The 17,607-nt window shown below is 64.4% G+C and carries 14 protein-coding genes; 11 read left to right on the top strand and 3 right to left on the bottom strand.

Annotation, left to right across the window (positions count from 1 at the left end):
- The first annotated feature begins 3 nt into the window (after positions 1-3).
- The 3 genes from rpsG (at position 4) to tuf (ending at position 4,003) form a co-directional block, all read left to right on the top strand.
- On the top strand, positions 4-474 hold the full coding sequence (rpsG, locus tag G606_RS0101155; RefSeq protein WP_003813834.1) for a 30S ribosomal protein S7: 471 nt from the start codon (positions 4-6) through the stop codon (positions 472-474).
- A 33-nt stretch (positions 475-507) separates the two neighbouring features.
- Positions 508-2,637 carry an elongation factor G gene (gene fusA / locus G606_RS0101150; protein ID WP_026644460.1) on the top strand — a complete coding sequence of 710 codons (2,130 nt, stop codon included), beginning with the start codon at positions 508-510 and terminating at the stop codon, positions 2,635-2,637.
- A 166-nt stretch (positions 2,638-2,803) separates the two neighbouring features.
- A complete protein-coding gene (tuf, locus tag G606_RS0101145) occupies positions 2,804-4,003 on the top strand; it encodes an elongation factor Tu (protein ID WP_026644459.1) in 1,200 nt (399 codons plus the stop codon).
- A 380-nt stretch (positions 4,004-4,383) separates the two neighbouring features.
- Here the strand turns inward: tuf and G606_RS09380 are convergent, their stop codons facing one another.
- Together G606_RS09380 and G606_RS0101135 are read right to left on the bottom strand one after the other, a co-directional pair.
- Entirely contained in the window at positions 4,384-5,073 is a 690-nt protein-coding gene (locus G606_RS09380; protein ID WP_051198399.1) for a Pr6Pr family membrane protein, read from the bottom strand.
- A gap of 252 nt (positions 5,074-5,325) precedes the next feature.
- Positions 5,326-5,877, bottom strand: a complete 552-nt coding sequence (locus G606_RS0101135; RefSeq protein WP_026644458.1) for a hypothetical protein — start codon at positions 5,875-5,877, stop codon at positions 5,326-5,328.
- 228 nt (positions 5,878-6,105) lie between these two features.
- On the opposite strand from G606_RS0101135, the gene efp reads away from it, so the two are divergent.
- The 6 genes from efp (at position 6,106) to gmk (ending at position 13,539) form a co-directional block, all read left to right on the top strand.
- The gene (gene efp, locus G606_RS0101130; protein WP_024540768.1) at positions 6,106-6,669 is read left to right on the top strand and encodes an elongation factor P; all 564 of its coding nucleotides are present in this window, start codon (positions 6,106-6,108) and stop codon (positions 6,667-6,669) included.
- Between the two features lie 31 nt (positions 6,670-6,700).
- Complete coding sequence (gene nusB, locus G606_RS0101125) at positions 6,701-7,138, top strand: transcription antitermination factor NusB (protein ID WP_026644457.1); 438 nt, start codon at positions 6,701-6,703, stop codon at positions 7,136-7,138.
- 71 nt (positions 7,139-7,209) lie between these two features.
- The gene (gene carA / locus G606_RS0101120) at positions 7,210-8,457 is read left to right on the top strand and encodes a glutamine-hydrolyzing carbamoyl-phosphate synthase small subunit (protein ID WP_051198297.1); all 1,248 of its coding nucleotides are present in this window, start codon (positions 7,210-7,212) and stop codon (positions 8,455-8,457) included.
- Positions 8,444-11,836: a carbamoyl-phosphate synthase large subunit gene (gene carB / locus G606_RS0101115; protein WP_026644455.1), complete on the top strand. Its 3,393-nt coding sequence runs from the start codon at positions 8,444-8,446 to the stop codon at positions 11,834-11,836. Before carA ends, carB begins: the two co-directional genes overlap by 14 nt.
- Positions 11,837-11,868: 32 nt before the next feature.
- Positions 11,869-12,774 (top strand): orotidine-5'-phosphate decarboxylase, encoded by a 906-nt coding sequence (gene pyrF / locus G606_RS11370; RefSeq protein WP_026644454.1) that lies wholly within the window; start codon positions 11,869-11,871, stop codon positions 12,772-12,774.
- Between the two features lie 156 nt (positions 12,775-12,930).
- The gene (gmk, locus tag G606_RS11365) at positions 12,931-13,539 is read left to right on the top strand and encodes a guanylate kinase (RefSeq protein ID WP_026644453.1); all 609 of its coding nucleotides are present in this window, start codon (positions 12,931-12,933) and stop codon (positions 13,537-13,539) included.
- A 108-nt stretch (positions 13,540-13,647) separates the two neighbouring features.
- Here gmk and ilvD read toward each other — a convergent pair whose 3' ends face one another.
- Positions 13,648-15,507 (bottom strand): dihydroxy-acid dehydratase, encoded by a 1,860-nt coding sequence (gene ilvD, locus G606_RS0101100; protein WP_026644452.1) that lies wholly within the window; start codon positions 15,505-15,507, stop codon positions 13,648-13,650.
- A 232-nt stretch (positions 15,508-15,739) separates the two neighbouring features.
- Here ilvD and rpoZ point away from each other — a divergent pair, with 232 nt between their 5' ends.
- Together rpoZ and metK are read left to right on the top strand one after the other, a co-directional pair.
- The gene (gene rpoZ / locus G606_RS0101095; protein WP_026644451.1) at positions 15,740-16,024 is read left to right on the top strand and encodes a DNA-directed RNA polymerase subunit omega; all 285 of its coding nucleotides are present in this window, start codon (positions 15,740-15,742) and stop codon (positions 16,022-16,024) included.
- Between the two features lie 207 nt (positions 16,025-16,231).
- Positions 16,232-17,464, top strand: a complete 1,233-nt coding sequence (gene metK, locus G606_RS0101090) for a methionine adenosyltransferase (RefSeq protein ID WP_026644450.1) — start codon at positions 16,232-16,234, stop codon at positions 17,462-17,464.
- Positions 17,465-17,607 lie beyond the last annotated feature (143 nt).

Raw genomic sequence — 17,607 nt, 5'->3', positions numbered from 1 at the left:
GATATGTCACGTAAAGGACCCGCCAAGAAACACCAGCTGCTGCCGGACCCGATCTACGGCTCGACCGTCGTGGCACAGCTCATCAACAAGATTCTGCTCGACGGCAAGAAGTCGATCGCCGAAGACATCGTCTACTCGGCGCTCGACATGGTCAAGGAGAAGACTGACCAGGAGCCGGTCGCGGTGCTCAAGCGCGCGCTGGACAACATCCGCCCGTCGCTCGAGGTCCGTTCCCGCCGCGTCGGCGGTGCGACCTATCAGGTCCCGGTTGAGGTCAAGCCGGCCCGCGCGAACACGCTGTCGCTGCGTTGGCTGACCGATTTCTCCCGCGCCCGTCGTGAGAAGACGATGGCTGAGCGTCTCGCCAACGAGATCCTCGACGCCTCCAACGGCCTCGGTGCTTCCGTGAAGCGTCGCGAGGACACGCACAAGATGGCGGAAGCCAACAAGGCCTTCGCTCATTACCGCTGGTAATTAGCCACAGAAACGAAGAGTTAAGGAACATTCATGGCACTGGACGTGCTTACCAACCTCAACCAGGTTCGTAACATCGGCATCATGGCGCACATCGATGCCGGTAAGACCACCACTACCGAGCGTATTCTGTACTACACCGGTAAGAACTACAAGATCGGCGAAACCCACGACGGCGCTTCGACGATGGACTTCATGGCCCAGGAGCAGGAGCGCGGCATCACCATCCAGTCCGCCGCGACGACCTGCTTCTGGAACCGTCAGACCCATGACACGGGCGACAAGTTCCAGATCAACATCATCGATACGCCGGGCCACGTCGACTTCACCGCCGAGGTGGAGCGTTCGCTGCGCGTCCTCGATGGCGCCGTCGCCGTCTTCGACGGCAAGGAAGGCGTCGAGCCGCAGTCCGAGACCGTGTGGCGTCAGGCCGACAAGTACGGCGTCCCGCGCATCTGCTTCATCAACAAGATGGACAAGCTCGGTGCCGACTTCTACTACTCGGTGGACACCATCAAGGAGAAGCTCGGCGCGACCCCGCTCGTCGTCCAGCTGCCGATCGGTGCCGAGAACGACTTCGTCGGCGTCGTCGATTTGATCCGCATGAAGGCCTACGTCTGGAACGACGTCAAGGACGACATGGGTGCGCACTACGACACCGTGGACATCCCGGACGATCTCAAGGAACGCGCCGAGCAGTACCGTGCCGAACTCCTCGACCAGGTCGCGGAGTCTGACGAGGAGCTCATCGAGAAGTACCTCGAGACCGGCGAACTGAGCGAAGAGGAGATCCGCAAGGGCATCCGCACGCTCACGATCTCGCGTCAGGCCTACCCGGTCCTGTGCGGTTCCGCGTTCAAGGACAAGGGTGTGCAGCCGATGCTGGACGCCGTCGTCGACTACCTGCCGAGCCCGGAGGACGTCCCGTCCATCGTCGGCTTCGACCCGTCTGACGAGTCCATCGAGATCGACCGCAAGCCGACGCTCGACGATCCGTTCTCGGCGCTCGTCTTCAAGATCTCGACCCACCCGTTCTACGGCAAGCTCGTCTTCGTGCGCGTCTACTCCGGCTCCGTCAAGCCGGGCGACAACGTGCTCGATTCGACGAAGGGCAAGAAGGAACGCGTCGGCAAGATCTTCCAGATGCACGCCGACAAGGAGAACCCGGTCGACGCGGCCGAGGCGGGCAACATCTACACCTTCGTCGGTCTGAAGAACGTCACGACCGGCGACACGCTGTGCGATGAGAAGCACCCGATCTCACTCGAGTCCATGACCTTCCCGGACCCGGTCATCGAGGTGGCCGTCGAGCCGAAGACGAAGGCCGACCAGGAGAAGATGAGCCTCGCCCTCGCGAAGCTCTCCGACGAGGATCCGACCTTCCAGGTCAAGACCGACGAAGAGTCCGGCCAGACCCTCATCTCCGGCATGGGCGAGCTCCAGCTCGACATCATCGTCGACCGTATGCGCCGCGAGTTCAAGGTCGAGTGCAACGTCGGCAAACCGCAGGTCGCCTACCGTGAGACGATCCGCAAGGCCGTCATCGGCCAGGAGTACACGCACAAGAAGCAGACCGGTGGTTCCGGCCAGTTCGCGAAGGTGCTCATGAACTTCGAGCCGCTCGACACCGAGAACGGCGAGGTCTACGAGTTCGCGAACGAGGTCACCGGCGGCCACATCACGAAGGAGTTCATCCCTTCGATCGATGCCGGCGTGCAGGAGGCCATGGAATCCGGCATCCTCGCGGGCTTCCCGGTCGTTGGCGTCAAGGCGACGATCGTCGACGGCCAGGTCCACGACGTCGATTCCTCGGAAATGGCGTTCAAGATCGCGGGCTCGATGTGCTTCAAGGAAGCCGCCCCGAAGGCCAAGCCGGTCATCCTCGAACCGATCATGGCCGTCGAGGTCCGTACCCCGGAGGAGTACATGGGCGACGTCATGGGCGACCTCAACTCCCGTCGTGGCGCCATCCAGTCGATGAACGACGCCACCGGCGTCAAGGTCATCGACGCGAAGGTCCCGCTGTCCGAGATGTTCGGCTACATCGGCGACCTGCGTTCCAAGACCCAGGGTCGTGCGATGTTCACGATGCAGATGGACTCCTACGCGGAGGTCCCGAAGGCCGTCGCGGACGAGATCATCAAGGCCCAGCGCGGCGAGTGACACGCGCTGCCATTTGGCTTGAACCTGTCTCCAGTCAGCGCTAATATTCTGTAGCGCTGACTGGGTTCGGGCTCTACAAGTGGCGACAACCCAGAAACCCAGTAAACTGTAGCAAGTGCCTTGAGCGATCAAGGCTTACTACGAGAACGTCCAGGAGGACAAACACATGGCAAAGGAAAAGTACGAGCGTACTAAGCCGCACGTTAACATCGGTACGATCGGCCACGTCGATCACGGCAAGACGACCCTCACCGCAGCGATCTCCAAGGTCCTGCACGATGAGTTCCCGGATCTGAACCCGGAGTACGACTTCAACCAGATCGACGCCGCTCCGGAAGAGCAGCAGCGTGGTATCACCATCAACATCGCCCACATCGAGTACCAGACTGAGAAGCGTCACTACGCTCACGTCGACTGCCCGGGCCACGCCGACTTCGTCAAGAACATGATCACCGGCGCCGCCCAGATGGATGGCGCGATCCTCGTTGTGGCCGCCACCGACGGCCCGATGGCCCAGACCCGCGAGCACGTCCTGCTCGCCCGTCAGGTTGGCGTCCCGAAGATCCTCGTCGCGCTGAACAAGTGCGATATGGTCGATGACGAAGAGCTCATTGAGCTCGTCGAGGAAGAGGTCCGTGACCTCCTCGACGAGAACGGCTTCGATCGCGACTGCCCGGTCGTCCACACCTCCGCTTACGGCGCGCTGCACGACGATGCTCCGGATCACGAGAAGTGGGTCGAGACCGTCAAGGAACTGATGAACGACGTCGACGACTACATCCCGACGCCGGTCCATGACCTCGACAAGCCGTTCCTGATGCCGATCGAGGACGTCTTCACGATCTCCGGTCGTGGCACCGTCGTCACCGGTCGTGTCGAGCGTGGCCGCCTGCCGATCAACACCAACGTCGAGATCGTCGGCATCCGCCCGACCCAGACCACCACCGTCACCTCCATCGAGACCTTCCACAAGCAGATGGACGAGTGCGAGGCTGGCGACAACACCGGTCTGCTGCTGCGCGGCATCAACCGTACCGACGTCGAGCGTGGCCAGGTTGTGGCCGCCCCGGGTTCGGTCACCCCGCACACCAAGTTCGAAGGCGAAGTCTACGTCCTCACCAAGGATGAGGGCGGCCGCCACTCGCCGTTCTTCTCGAACTACCGTCCGCAGTTCTACTTCCGCACGACGGACGTCACCGGCGTCATCACGCTGCCGGAAGGCGTCGAGATGGTTCAGCCTGGCGATCACGCGACCTTCACGGTTGAGCTGATCCAGCCGATCGCGATGGAAGAGGGCCTCACCTTCGCAGTGCGCGAAGGCGGCCACACCGTCGGCTCGGGCCGTGTCACCAAGATCCTCGGCTGATTTTGTTTCAGCGGATCTGACGCGGTAGTACGCGACTGAGGAAGCCCCCACCCCAACCGGTGGGGGCTTCCTTGTATCTGCGGCGTGTTGGGGGTCCAATGTGAGGATTTGGTGGAAGTTGATGATTGCTCAATCACCGACTGATATTGTGGGGGCCGCTGATGGAAGTCGGTGATTAAGGTCAACCATGTACTGCTGTTTCTGGGGTGGTCCGCGGCAGTCGGCGGTTGCGGTCAATCGCAGACTGCCGTTGTGAAGGTTGTGGGTGGAAGTTTGTGGTTGACATCAATCACGTACTGCCATCTGGGCGGCACACAGCCGCCGTATACCAGAACAGCCGCCCGGGTGGGCGGCTGCGGGGGAGAAGTGGCGGTTGCGGATCAGTCGACTTGGGTCGCGGAGGCGCGCGCCACAGCGGGCGCGTCGGCGTTGGTCGGCAGCACACGGTCGAGGCCGACCATCAGATAGCCGAAGGTAATGAACGCGACGAGCAGGACGCCGATCCAGCGCAGGACGCCGCCGACGCCGAGCTGTGCGGCATCGAGGAAGAAATAGGGGTAGAGCAGCGGCGTGCTGGGATCGAAATGGCACAGCCATGCGCGGATGTAGACGAAGCCGACGTAGCACAGCGGGAAGATCGTCGCAGCGAAGGGATAGGTCCAGCGGACGCGGCGATGTTCGTAGCACAGCAGCCAGTCGAAGGTGAACAGCAGCGGCAGCGCGACGTGGAAGAGCAGGCTAGTCACCTGGAAGTTCTGCGCGGGGTCGCGGTCGGGCTGCCCGGCGAGCAGCAGATTGAAGACGAAGAACGTGAGCAGGATCGCGATGACGCTGACGAACTTGAGCTGCGGGGCGAAGGTGACCGGGCCGTCGTCGCGGCGGTGCGCCGTCTGAACGAGTTCGCACAGCACGACGGCGATGCACAGGTAGTTCGACAGGTTCGTGAAGTAGACGAAGAAGTCGGCGTCGAACTCGGCGTCGTACAGCCCGAGGCTGCCGAGGACGCCGACGGCGCCGAGCGCGACGTAGAAAGTCTGGAGGATGAGCTGCGCGGTTCTGCTGCGAATCATGGATGCTGCACTTTCGATGGCGGACATGGACATGCGCGCGCCCGAAGGCGCGGCGAACGTGCCCAGTCTACGGACGCGCGGCATGTGCGCGCGTTGTGCGAATCGCGGGGAGAGGCGCGGCGATTTTTGTGCGTAGTCACAAAAGCTGGACAGTTGCAAAAACGGGCAGCCACAAGAAACGGCCGCCTGCGCGGCCAAGTGGACGCGCAGGCGGCCGTCATGTGCAGCGGCGGACGGATCGGTGAAACGTGATCAGTGGAACGTGACCGTGTGCAGGCCTTCCTTGTGCAGATCGACGACCTTGAGCGAGTCGACGTTGCCGTTCTCGTCGAGGGAGACGACGACCGGATTCATCGCCTTGATCGCTGCATCGGAGAACTCGGTATGGCCGGACGGCGACGACTTGAGCAGGATCATCGGCAGGTCGTTGCGCAGCGTGTCCTCGGCGTCCGAGCGCGCGTCGTTGATCAGGAGCACCTGACCGTTCTCCTGACCGGCGAAGTCCATCAGCAGACGGACGATGTCGCCGCGACGCATGTTCGGTACGGCGACGGCCGTGTCGTCATGCTCGCGGATCTCGCGGTGGATCGTGTCGACGCCCTTGAACTCGACGTCGATGACGTTTGCGGACGGCGGCACCGTCGGCAGGACGTGCTTCTCGTCGATGATGGCGAGCTTGCGCATATCGGCGACGGCGTCGACGAGGGATTGGAACGTCGTCACCTTGTCGGCGAGCGGCGCGGCGCCGACGATGATGACGGAGCGGCCGTCGAGCAGCGCGTCGTTGACGAGTGGATCGATCATGGATGCCTCCTTGACGTAGGTACTGACGTAGGTACTGCACACAGGTATAGCGCGTTTCGCCGGCGGCGGCCGCCCGTTGCGGTCGACGGCGTAACCGTGGGCGGCCAGCCATGCGTCCGCTACACGGGTTCCGCAGGACGCTTACGTGGTCCCTGTATGGAGGTGCTGGCATAATATGCAAGGCTCTTTGTATAGCTGTACGACACGTCGAATGAATAGGTGAGTAATTTGGCACAGACTACCAACGACATCAAGAACGGATCCATCCTCAACCTGGACGGCCAGCTGTGGCAGGTCATCAAGTTCCAGCACGTCAAGCCGGGCAAGGGCCCCGCCTTCGTGCGCACGACGATCAAGAACGTCCTGTCGGGCAAGATCGTCGACAAGACCTTCAACGCGGGTATGAAGATGGAGTTCGAGACCGTCGACAACCGCACGCTGCAGTACTCCTACGACGACGGCGACAACTTCGTCTTCATGGATATGACCACTTACGACCAGGTCATGATTCCGAAGACGCTCGTCGGCGACAAGGCGAAGTACCTGCTCGAAGGCACCGACTGCATCGTCTCCTTCCACGACGGCCAGCCGCTGTCCGTCGAACTGCCGGCGTCCGTCGTCCTGACCGTCACACACACCGAGCCGGGCCTGCAGGGCAACCGTTCGAACGCCGGCACGAAGCCGGCGACCGTCGAGACCGGCGCCGAGATCCAAGTGCCGCTGTTCATCGGCGAAGGCGAGAAGGTCAAGGTCAGCACCGAGGACGGCTCCTACCTGGGCCGCGAGAACTGATCAGGCACAACCAGTAAGGACCATCAGCTCCATGGCACGTTCCACCGCTCGCAAGAGGGCTCTGAACACGTTGTATGAAGCGGACGAGAAGGGACAGGACATCCTGTCCCTTCTTGATGAGCGCATCGCCGAACCGGGCGCGCAGACACCGCTTCCCGACTACGCCGTCGAAATCGTGCGCGGCGTGGCCGACCATCGGCGTGACATCGACCGCATGCTCAACGACCATTCCACCAGCTGGAAGGTGCGCCGCATGCACGTCATCGACCGTAATATCCTTCGTATTGCGACCTGGGAGATCGTCTACAACGACGAGGTTCCCGACAAAGTGGCCATCGACGAAGCGATCAACCTCGCCAAGACCTTGTGCGACGACGATGCGCCGTCCTTCATCCACGGCCTGCTCAGCGCGATAAGCGCCGCCGAGCATCCCGACGGCAAGGATGGGCGATCCGACCAGGCCGAATAAGCCGACGCGTTTGGCCGGGTCGCGAGTCTCAACCGGCCGCTATCCATCGTTTTTTCGACAACCTTTGATGAATGGGGGTTTGGGTGAACCAGATCGACTCGGCATCCGCTTTCACCGCCGACGACGCCGTCCTCGTGCTCGAGGACGGTCAGGTCTACGTGGGCGAACCTTACGGCGCGCGCGGCGAGACGCGCGGGGAGATCGTCTTCTCCACCGCGATGACCGGCTATCAGGAGACGCTCACCGATCCAAGCTACGACCGTCAGATCGTCGTGCAGACGTTCCCGCACATCGGAGACACCGGCGTCAACGACGAGGATCCGGAATCCTCGCGCATCTGGGTCGCCGGCTACGTCGTGCGCGACCCTAGCCCGACGGTGAGCAACTGGCGCGCCGACGGCACGCTCGACAATGCGCTCGTCGCCGACGGCATCGTCGGCATCAGCCATATCGACACGCGCAGGCTCGTGCGCCATCTGCGCGATGCGGGCGTCATGCGCGCCGGCATCTTCTCCGGCGACGCGCTCGTCGACGCCGATGGCGAGCCGCGCACGATCGAATCACTGCTCGCCGACGTGCGTGCCACGCCCCAGATGAAGGGCATGAGCCTGTACGACGAGGTGAGCACCGATGAAGCCTACGTCATCGAACCGACCGGCGAATTCGAGGGACGCGAACCCGTCGCGACCGTCGCCGCGATCGATCTGGGCATCAAGGCGATGACGCCGCACCGCATGGCCGAACGTGGCTGCCGCGTGCACGTGCTGCCGTCGACGACGACCTTCGAGCAGATCGAGGCGCTCAACCCCGACGGCGTCTTCTTCTCCAACGGACCGGGCGATCCGGAGCAGGCCGATCAGATGGTCGCGCTGCTGCGCCGCGTGCTTGACGCCGGATACCCGTTCTTCGGCATCTGCTTCGGCAACCAGCTGCTCGGCCGCGCGCTCGGCTTCGGCACCTACAAGCTCAAGTTCGGCCACCGCGGTGTCAACCAGCCGGTCAAGGACGTCACGACCGGCAAGGTCGAGGTGACCGCGCACAACCACGGCTTCGCCGTCGACGCCCCGATCGGTCAAACCGTCGACGCTCCGTTCGACGACGGCCGCTACGGCAAGGTCTTCGTCAGCCACGTCGACCTCAACGATGACGTCGTCGAGGGCCTGCAGTGCGTCGACATCCCCGCCTTCTCCGTCCAGTACCATCCCGAGGCCGCAGCCGGTCCGCACGACGCCGCCTATCTGTTCGACCGTTTCGTCGCGATGATGAACGACGCCAACGCCAAGAATGCCAAGGAGGAATCCACGAATGCCCAAGCGTAACGACATCAAGTCGGTGATGGTCATCGGCTCCGGCCCGATCGTCATCGGTCAGGCCGCCGAGTTCGACTATTCGGGAACCCAGGCCTGCCGCGTCCTGCGTGAGGAAGGCATCCGCGTCATCCTCGTTAACTCCAACCCGGCCACGATCATGACCGACCCGGAGATGGCCGACGCCACCTACATCGAACCGATCGCCACGCCGATCCTCGAACGCATCATCGCCAAGGAACGCCCCGACGCGCTGTTGCCGACGCTCGGCGGCCAGACCGCGCTCAACGCGGCCGTCGCCCTCGGCGAGGCCGGCGTGCTCAAAAAGTACAACGTCGAGCTCATCGGCGCCTCGCTTGAGGCGATCGACCGCGGCGAGGACCGCGAATCGTTCAAGCAGGTCGTCGAGGAGGCCGGCGCGGAATCGGCACGCTCCGACATCGCGCACACACTCGAGGAAGTGGACGCGATCGCCGAACGCTTCGGCTTCCCGCTCGTCGTGCGCCCGTCGTTCACGATGGGCGGCCTCGGCTCGGGCATCGCGCACGACACCGAGGAGCTGCACCGCATCGCCGGTGCCGGCATCCACTATTCGCCGACCGACGAGGTGCTCATCGAAGAGGGCATCGAAGGCTGGAAGGAATACGAGCTCGAGCTCATGCGCGACCGCAACGACAACGTCGTGGTCGTCTGCCCGATCGAGAACGTCGACCCGGTCGGCGTGCACACCGGCGACTCGATCACCGTCGCCCCGGTGTTCACACTCACCGACCGCGAATACCAGAAGCTGCGCGACATCGGCATCGCGATCATCCGCGGCGTCGGCGTCGACACCGGCGGCTGCAACATCCAGTTCGCGATCCACCCCGAGACCGGCCGCATCATCGTCATCGAGATGAACCCGCGCGTCTCGCGCTCGTCGGCGCTCGCGTCGAAGGCCACCGGCTTCCCGATCGCGAAGATCGCGACGAAGCTCGCCCTCGGCTACACGCTCGACGAAATCCAGAACGACATCACGAAGTCGACGCCGGCGAGCTTCGAGCCGACGATCGACTACGTCGTCACGAAGGTGCCGCGCTTCGCGTTCGAGAAGTTCCCGGGCGCCGACCCGACGCTGACGACGTCGATGAAGTCGGTTGGCGAGGCGATGGCGCTCGCCGGCAACTTCGAGGAGTCGCTCGGCAAGGCGATGCGTTCGATCGACAAGCGCGATATGGGCTTCAATTGGGATGGCGAGAAGCCAAGCAAGGACGAGGTCGACGAGCTGCTCGAGGCGATGAAGACGCCGACTGAGCACCGCTACCTGCAGCTCATGCGCGCGATCTGGGGCGACGCCACCGAGGAGCAGATCTTCGAGGCCACGAAGATCGACCCGTGGTTCATCCGCCAGTTCACCCGCATCAACGACATGGCGATGCAGGTGCGCGACGCCGAGACGCTCTCGCCGCGCCTGCTCAAGAAGGCGAAGCTCGCAGGCCTGTCCGACCTGCAGATCGCGCATCTGCGCGGCTTGGGCGACGCCGGCGAGAACACGATCCGCGAACTGCGCTGGAACTACGGGCTGCACCCGGTCTACAAGACCGTCGACACCTGCGCCGCCGAGTTCGACGCGGCCACGCCGTACTACTACTCGTGCTACGCCGACGAGACCGAGCTGCGCAAGCGCGACCGCGAAGCCGTCATCATCCTCGGATCCGGCCCCAACCGCATCGGCCAGGGCATCGAGTTCGACTACACCTGCGTGCACGCGGTGCAGGAGCTCGGCAAGGACTATGACACGATCATGGTCAACTGCAACCCGGAGACCGTCTCGACCGACTACGACATGTCCGACCGTCTCTACTTCGAGCCGCTGACCTTCGAGGACGTCCTCGAGATCTACGAGGCCGAGAAGAAGATGGGGCCGATCAAGGGCGTCATCGTGCAGCTCGGCGGCCAGACGCCGCTCTCGCTCGCCGCGCGCCTCAAGGCGGCGGGCGTGCCGATCCTCGGCACGACCCCCGAATCGATCGATCTGGCCGAGAACCGCGAGCTCTTCGGCGAGGTGCTGCGTGCCGAGAAGCTCAACGCGCCGCGCTTCGGCACCGCGCTCAGCCTCGACGAGGCCCTCGAGGCCGCGCACTCGATCGGCTACCCGGTGCTTGTGCGCCCGAGCTACGTGCTCGGCGGACGCGGCATGGAGATCGTCTACGACGACGCGCAGCTCGAGAAGTACGTCAACCGCGCGCTCGACCAGGCGAAGGCCGACACTGTCGTCTCCGGTCGTCTGCCCTCGCCGCTGCTCATCGACAAGTTCCTGCAGGACGCGATCGAAATCGACGTCGACGCGCTCTTCGACGGCCATGAGCTGTACATCGGCGGGATCATGGAACACATCGAGGAAGCCGGCGTCCACTCCGGCGACGCGGCGTGCACACTGCCGCCGAGCACGCTGAGCGACGACCAGATCCGCCGTCTGCGCGAGGCGACGCTCGCGATCGCCAAGGGCTGCGGTGTGCAGGGCCTGATCAACGTGCAGTACGCGTTCATGGCGAACACGCTCTACGTCATCGAAGCGAACCCGCGTGCATCGCGCACCGTGCCCTTCGCGTCGAAGGCGACCGGCGTCGCGCTCGCGAAGGCCGCGGCGCGCATCATGGTCGGCGAGACGATCCAGCAGCAGCGCGACAACGGCCTGCTGCTGCCGCACGGCGACGGCGGCGATGTGCGCATCGGCCAGCAGGTGGCCGTCAAGGAGTCGGTGCTGCCGTTCAAGCGCTTCCGCACGCCGGTCGGCAAGACCGTCGACATCCTGCTCGGACCCGAGATGCGTTCGACCGGCGAGGTCATGGGCTTCGACCGCGACTTCCCGCACGCCTTCGCCAAGAGCCAGCTTTCGGCGTACGAAGGCGGCCTGCCCACTTCCGGCACCGTCTTCATCTCGGTCAACGACACCGACAAGCGTCAGCTGCCGCTGTTCGCCGTGCGTCTCGCCGAGCTCGGCTTCACGATCTGCGCGACCGAAGGCACCGCCTCGGTGCTGCGTCGCTACGGCATCGACTCGAAGATCGTCGACAAGATCACGGCGCGCGTCGACACCGACCCGAACGCTCCGGTCGAGGTGACGAAGGCGCCCGGCAGCATCGGCAAGAACGTCGTCGAGCTCATCGAGGAAGGCAAGATCGACCTCATCCTCAACACGCCGAACTCGCGTGGTTCGCGTTCGGACGGGTATTCGATCCGCGCCGCGGCGATCGCCGCCGATGTGCCGCAGTTCACAACGATGACCGAGTTCTCTGCGGTACTATTGGCGATAGAGGCGGTCAAGGCGAACGATTACCAGGTCATGAGCATTCAGGAGCATGCCCGTGAGCTATTCGCCCTTGAGCGCCGTGCGAAAGACAACGGATAACCGACCTTCACACCAAGGGGAGGAGCAGCATCATGACCGACCCCAGCACGCAGGAGCAGCTTGTTTTGCGATCCGATTTCGGATTGCGGCTGAGCAATTCGATGAAACAGTACGGCCCACTGTGCGTGGGCATCGACCCGCATCGCAAGCTGCTCGCTGACTGGGGCTACGACATCGACGCGCAAGGCGCCGAACTCTACGCGATGCGCATGCTGCAGGCGGCCAACGGACGCGCGGCCGCCGTCAAATTCCAGACCTCGATGTTCGAGCGCTACGGCTCACGCGGCTACGCGGCGCTCGAACGCGTCCTCTTCGCCGCGCGGCAGATGGACATCATCACGATCGTCGACTGCCTGCACGGCGGCCTGTCGACGACGATCTCGGCGATCGCCGACGCCTACTTCAAGCCGAATGCGCCGATGCTCGCCGACGCGATCACGTTGCTGCCGTACTATGGCGCGCGTTCGCTCGGCGGAGTCATCGAGGACGCGCTCAACAACGGACGCGGCGTGTTCATCGCGTCGCTTACGTCCAATCCGGAAGGCGCGAGCCTGCAGACGGCGATCCGCCAGACCGGTGAGTACAAAGGCCAGACGGTCGCCTACGGCATCGCCAACACCGCGCAGAAATACAACATGGACACGCCGGGCCTCGGCTCAGTCGGCCTGATCATCGGCGCGACGATCGGCCAGTGGCTGCAGGAAAGCGGCGTGGCGCCGTCGAGCTTCACCGGGCCGATCCTCTCACCGGGCTACGGCTGGCAGGGTGCCGAGGCGCGCGATCTGAAGACCGTGTTCCGCGGCACCCACGGCAACGTCCTCGTCACCGTCTCGCGCGCGATCGCCGAACACGGTCCGAACATCCAGTCGCTCATCCAGGCCACCGAAAGCATCGCGCTCGACGTGCGTCTCGCGCTGATGGAGGAGACGCTCGACTGATCGACGCCGCACAGTTGGCAGAGCGCACAGTCGGCAGAACGATTCAATCAATCATCAGTTCAATCACCAGACCAACCCATGCGGCGGCGTCGTCGCATGACAACGAGATACGGGAAGCGCAACGTGGGACATTCGCAACAGCAGCAGGCACAGGTCATCGTCGACGAGGCGAACGACGCCGGCAAGGGCGGCAGGCTCGTCGTGCTCACCGGGCCGACGGCGGTCGGCAAGGGTACCGTCGAGGCGGCGATGCTCGCCAAGCATCCTGAGGTGTGGGTGTCGGTCTCGGCGACGACGCGCGACCCGCGCCCCGGCGAACGCGACGGCGTCGACTACTGGTTCATGGACGAAGGCGAATTCGCTGCCAAGGAAGCCGCCGGCGAGTTCCTCGAAACGGCCGTCGTGCATGGCATGGCGCACTACGGCACGCCGCTGGCGCCGGTGCGCGAGCATCTGGACGCGAACACGCCGACGCTGCTCGAGATCGATCTGCAGGGCGCGCGCCGCGTCAAGGAACGGGCGAAGGAGCTCGGACTCGAGATCGTCACCGTGTTCATCGCGCCGCCGAGCTTCGAGGAGCTCAAGCGGCGCCTCGCCGGACGCGGCACCGAGACGCCCGAGCAGCAGGCGCGGCGCCTCGAGACGGCGAAGGTCGAGCTGGCGGCCGAATCCGAATTCGATATGACGATCGTCAACCGCGACGTCGAACGCACCGCCGACGAATTGTGGAGAATCATCGCCGACGAATACGGCATCGCCGAATAGAGTCCAGTAGCGATACCGATACAGCAACACAGACGTAGATACAGCAGCGGGCCCCGCCGGATTCATCGGAATCGGCGGGGCCCGCTGCTATGCGCGCGGCGGCCTCGGTCAGGCCAGACCGGACAGGCGGTCGATGAGCTCCGGATCGCGCGTCGCGCCCTTGTCGGCGGAGCGCGCGAAGGCGGCGAAGGCCTTGAGCGCCTGGCTCACCTGACGGTCGCGGTGCGCGACGTAGCCGTCGCCGGCCTCGAGCTTCGCGCGGCGTCCGGCAAGCTCCTCGTCGGACAGTTCGACGTTGATTGTGCGGTTCGGGATGTCGATCGAGATGATGTCGCCATCCTCGACGAGCGCGATCGTGCCGCCGCTGGCGGCCTCCGGCGCGACATGGCCGATCGACAGACCCGAGGAGCCGCCCGAATAGCGGCCGTCGGTGATCAGCGCGACTTCCTTGCCGATGCCCTTGCCCTTGACGAAGGAGGTCGGGTAGAGCATCTCCTGCATGCCTGGGCCGCCCTTGGGACCCTCGTAGCGGATGATGAGCGCCTGGCCGGGCTTGAGCGTGTCGTTGAGGATGACCTCGACGGCCTGCTCCTGCGATTCGACGACGAGCGCCGGGCCGCGGAAGGTCCAGATCTCCTTCGGCACGCCGGCGGTCTTGACGACGCAGCCGTCGGGGGCGAGGTTGCCTCGCAGCACGGCGAGGCCGCCCTCGGTGACCGCCGGATGCTCGACGTCGTGGATCGCGCCGGCGACGCGGTCGGTGTCGAGCGAATCGAACTTCGTTTCGTGCGTCCACGGTTCGGGGGAGACGATGTGTCCCGGCGCGGCCTTGAAGAAGTCCTTCGCCTCGTCGGTGCAGGTCTCGCGCATGATGTCCCAGTCGTCGAGCTTCGCCTCGAGCGACGGATAGTCGATCGAATGCACGTCGCGGTGCAGCTTGCCGGCGCGGTCGAGCTCGCCGAGGATGCCGGTGATGCCGCCGGCGCGGTGCACGTCGGAGATCTCCCATTCGCCCGAAGGGGAGGCCTTGCAGATGCATTGGACGGTGTGCGAGATGCGTTCGATGTCGTTGAGCGTGAAGTCGACGTCCGCCGACTGCGCCATCGCGAGGATATGCAGCACCGTGTTCGTCGAGCCGCCCATCGCCACATCCATCGTCATCGCGTTCTCGAAGGCGTGCTTCGTCGCGATCGAACGGGGGAGGACGGATTCGTCGTCCTCGTGGTAGTAACGGTTCGCGATGTCGACGACGGTCTGTGCGGCGCGCTCGAACAGCTGCCTGCGGTAGCCATGGGAGGCGAGGACGGTACCGTTGCCGGGCAGCGCGAGGCCGATCGCCTCGGTCAGGCAGTTCATCGAGTTCGCCGTGAACATGCCGGCGCACGAGCCGCAGGTCGGGCAGACGGTGCGCTCGTAGGCGAGCAGGTCCTCGTCGGTCATGTCGTCGTCGGCCGACGCGTACATGACGTCGATGAGGTCGGTGTTCTCCTTGACGGTGCCGTCGGGCAACACCGTCGTACCCGATTCCATCGGGCCGCCGGAGACGAAGACGGTCGGGATGTTCAGGCGCAGCGCGGCCATCAGCATGCCCGGTGTGATCTTGTCGCAGTTCGAGATGCAGATGAGCGCGTCGGCGCAGTGCGCGTTGACCTGATACTCCACCGTGTCCGCGATGATCTCGCGGCTCGGCAGCGAGTAGAGCATGCCGGTGTGGCCCATCGCGATGCCGTCGTCGACGGCCATCGTGTTGAATTCGCGCGGGATGCCGCCGGCCTTCTTGACGGCTTCGGAGACGAGGCGTCCCACCTTGTTGAGGTGGACGTGACCGGGGACGAACTCGTCGAAGGAGTTCGCGATGGCGACGATCGGCTTGCCGAAGTCCTTGCCATCGACGCCGGCGGCGCGGTAGAGCGCGCGGGCGCCGGCGAACATTCGTCCGTTCATGATTTTCGCAGATCGCATTTCCATAACACGTCATTCAACAGCACCGGGTGAGCGGCGTGCCGCCGAATGGTCATATCGTGGGAAATCTTCGCGGAACCTTGACAATGTACGTCGCCGAATCACGTCGCCGAACCGATCCGGTGCGCGCGGCGGGCGGACTTGCGCACGGGGCGTGTACGGGTCTGCGCCCTGAGATAGAATGACTGTTTTGAACAAGCTGAACAAGCATCGTGCGAGTGATTTGGAGACCTCAACTATGGCATTCGGTACCGAGCCTACCCCGACCGGACTTGCGAATCCGCCGATCGACGACCTGATGGAGCACGCGGACTCCAAGTACGCGCTGGCGATCTTCGCCGCGAAGCGCGCCCGTCAGATCAATTCCTACTTCACGCAGCTCAACGAGGGACTGCTCCAGAACGTCGGCCCGCTCGTCGAGTACCAGAGCCAGGAGAAGCCGCTGTCGATCGCGTTCCGCGAGATCAACGAGGGCCTGCTCGAGGAGACCCTCGGCGAGGACGACCTCAACGAGGGCAACTGATCCCATGAGGGCGCACGGCTGACGGTCCGCGAACGACCTCGGCCGCACCGCCGATCGGAACACGACCTCCGGTTTCCCATGTCGCGTAATATCCGGCATCGGAAATCGGAGGTCGTCTAATATGCGACGAAGCGACTATGATGTGTCGCGGACGTGTCCAACCCATGCGCCCGCCGCATCCCACACCACCAGCATCAGGGGAGTTTTATGGCCGAACTCAAGTTGATTTCCGCGGAATCGGTGACCGAAGGGCACCCGGACAAGATCTGCGACCAGATCTCCGACGCTATCCTCGACGACATGCTGCGTCAGGACCCCCATTCGCACGTCGCCGTCGAGACCTCGGCGACGACCGGCCAGTTCTTCGTCTTCGGTGAAGTCTCGAGCGAAGGCTACAGCGACATCCAGAACATCGTGCGCTCCGTCGTGCGCGGCATCGGTTACACGAGCTCCGAGGTGGGCCTTGACGCTGATTCGTGCGGCGTGCTCGTGTCGATCACCGAGCAGAGCCCCGAGATCAACCAGGGTGTGTCGCGGCTGAGCCGCGAGGCCGAAAGCGCCGCGTCGCGCGAGGAACGCTACGAGGCGCAGGGTGCCGGCGACCAGGGCGTCATGTTCGGCTACGCGAGCGACGAGACCGACGTGCTCATGCCGCTGCCGATCCATCTGGCGCACCGTCTCGCCAAGCGCCTGACCGACGTGCGCAAGTCCGGCGAGGTGCCGTTCCTGCGCCCCGACGGCAAGACGCAAGTGACGATCGAATACGACGAGCATGATGTGCCGGTGCGTCTCGACACCGTCCTCGTCTCGACGCAGCACGACCCGTCGGTGCGTCAGGACTGGCTCAAGGAGCAACTCGACGAACACGTCATCAAGCCGGTGCTCGACGAGGTCCTCGCCGACCGTGTGCGCCACGACGACTACCGTGTGCTCGTCAACCCGACCGGCTCGTTCATCATGGGCGGCCCGGCCGCCGACGCCGGCCTGACCGGCCGCAAGATCATCGTCGACACCTACGGCGGCGCCGCGCACCACGGCGGCGGCGCGTTCTCCGGCAAGGACCCGAGCAAGGTCGACCGTTCCGCCGCCTACGCGGCCCGCTGGGTCGCGAAGAACATCGTGGCAGCCAGCCTCGCGCACAAGGTCGAGGTGCAGGTCGCCTACGCGATCGGCGTCGCCGACCCGGTGAGTATCAACGTCGAGACCTACGGCACCGAGATGGACGGCGTGACGCGCGAGCAGATCCAGCGCGCCGTGCGCCGCGTCTTCGACCTGCGCCCGGCCGCGATCGTCGACGAACTCGACCTGCTGCGCCCGATCTACGCGAAGACGGCCGCCTACGGCCACTTCGGACGCGAGGACGCCGACTTCCCGTGGGAGGCGACGAACCGCGTCGACGCACTCAGGGACGCGATCGCCGCCGAACGCGACGGAAAGTGAACACCATGACGGGACGCCATCGGCCGCGATGGCGTCCCGTCGGTTTTACCGGCAGCTGAACGGCCCGGCAACCTCGCTTGGATAGACTGCTGGAACAAGCTGGGACCAATGGTCGCCGGAACAACCGGCATCGTGCGGCCGCA

This window comes from Bifidobacterium sp. AGR2158, from assembly GCF_000424225.1.
Classification (GTDB): domain Bacteria; phylum Actinomycetota; class Actinomycetes; order Actinomycetales; family Bifidobacteriaceae; genus Bifidobacterium; species Bifidobacterium anseris.
This window is presented reverse-complemented; position numbering and strand designations above follow the sequence as displayed.

What these genes read in the sequence shown, in the direction of transcription:
- rpsG (WP_003813834.1), top strand. Translation starts at nt 4, where the DNA reads ATGTCACGTAAAGGACCCGCCAAGAAACACCAGCTGCTGCCGGACCCG.
- fusA (WP_026644460.1), top strand. Translation starts at nt 508, where the DNA reads ATGGCACTGGACGTGCTTACCAACCTCAACCAGGTTCGTAACATCGGC.
- tuf (WP_026644459.1), top strand. Translation starts at nt 2,804, where the DNA reads ATGGCAAAGGAAAAGTACGAGCGTACTAAGCCGCACGTTAACATCGGT.
- G606_RS09380 (WP_051198399.1), bottom strand. Translation starts at nt 5,073, where the DNA reads ATGATTCGCAGCAGAACCGCGCAGCTCATCCTCCAGACTTTCTACGTC.
- G606_RS0101135 (WP_026644458.1), bottom strand. Translation starts at nt 5,877, where the DNA reads ATGATCGATCCACTCGTCAACGACGCGCTGCTCGACGGCCGCTCCGTC.
- nusB (WP_026644457.1), top strand. Translation starts at nt 6,701, where the DNA reads ATGGCACGTTCCACCGCTCGCAAGAGGGCTCTGAACACGTTGTATGAA.
- carA (WP_051198297.1), top strand. Translation starts at nt 7,210, where the DNA reads ATGGGGGTTTGGGTGAACCAGATCGACTCGGCATCCGCTTTCACCGCC.
- carB (WP_026644455.1), top strand. Translation starts at nt 8,444, where the DNA reads ATGCCCAAGCGTAACGACATCAAGTCGGTGATGGTCATCGGCTCCGGC.
- pyrF (WP_026644454.1), top strand. Translation starts at nt 11,869, where the DNA reads ATGACCGACCCCAGCACGCAGGAGCAGCTTGTTTTGCGATCCGATTTC.
- ilvD (WP_026644452.1), bottom strand. Translation starts at nt 15,507, where the DNA reads ATGGAAATGCGATCTGCGAAAATCATGAACGGACGAATGTTCGCCGGC.
- rpoZ (WP_026644451.1), top strand. Translation starts at nt 15,740, where the DNA reads ATGGCATTCGGTACCGAGCCTACCCCGACCGGACTTGCGAATCCGCCG.
- metK (WP_026644450.1), top strand. Translation starts at nt 16,232, where the DNA reads ATGGCCGAACTCAAGTTGATTTCCGCGGAATCGGTGACCGAAGGGCAC.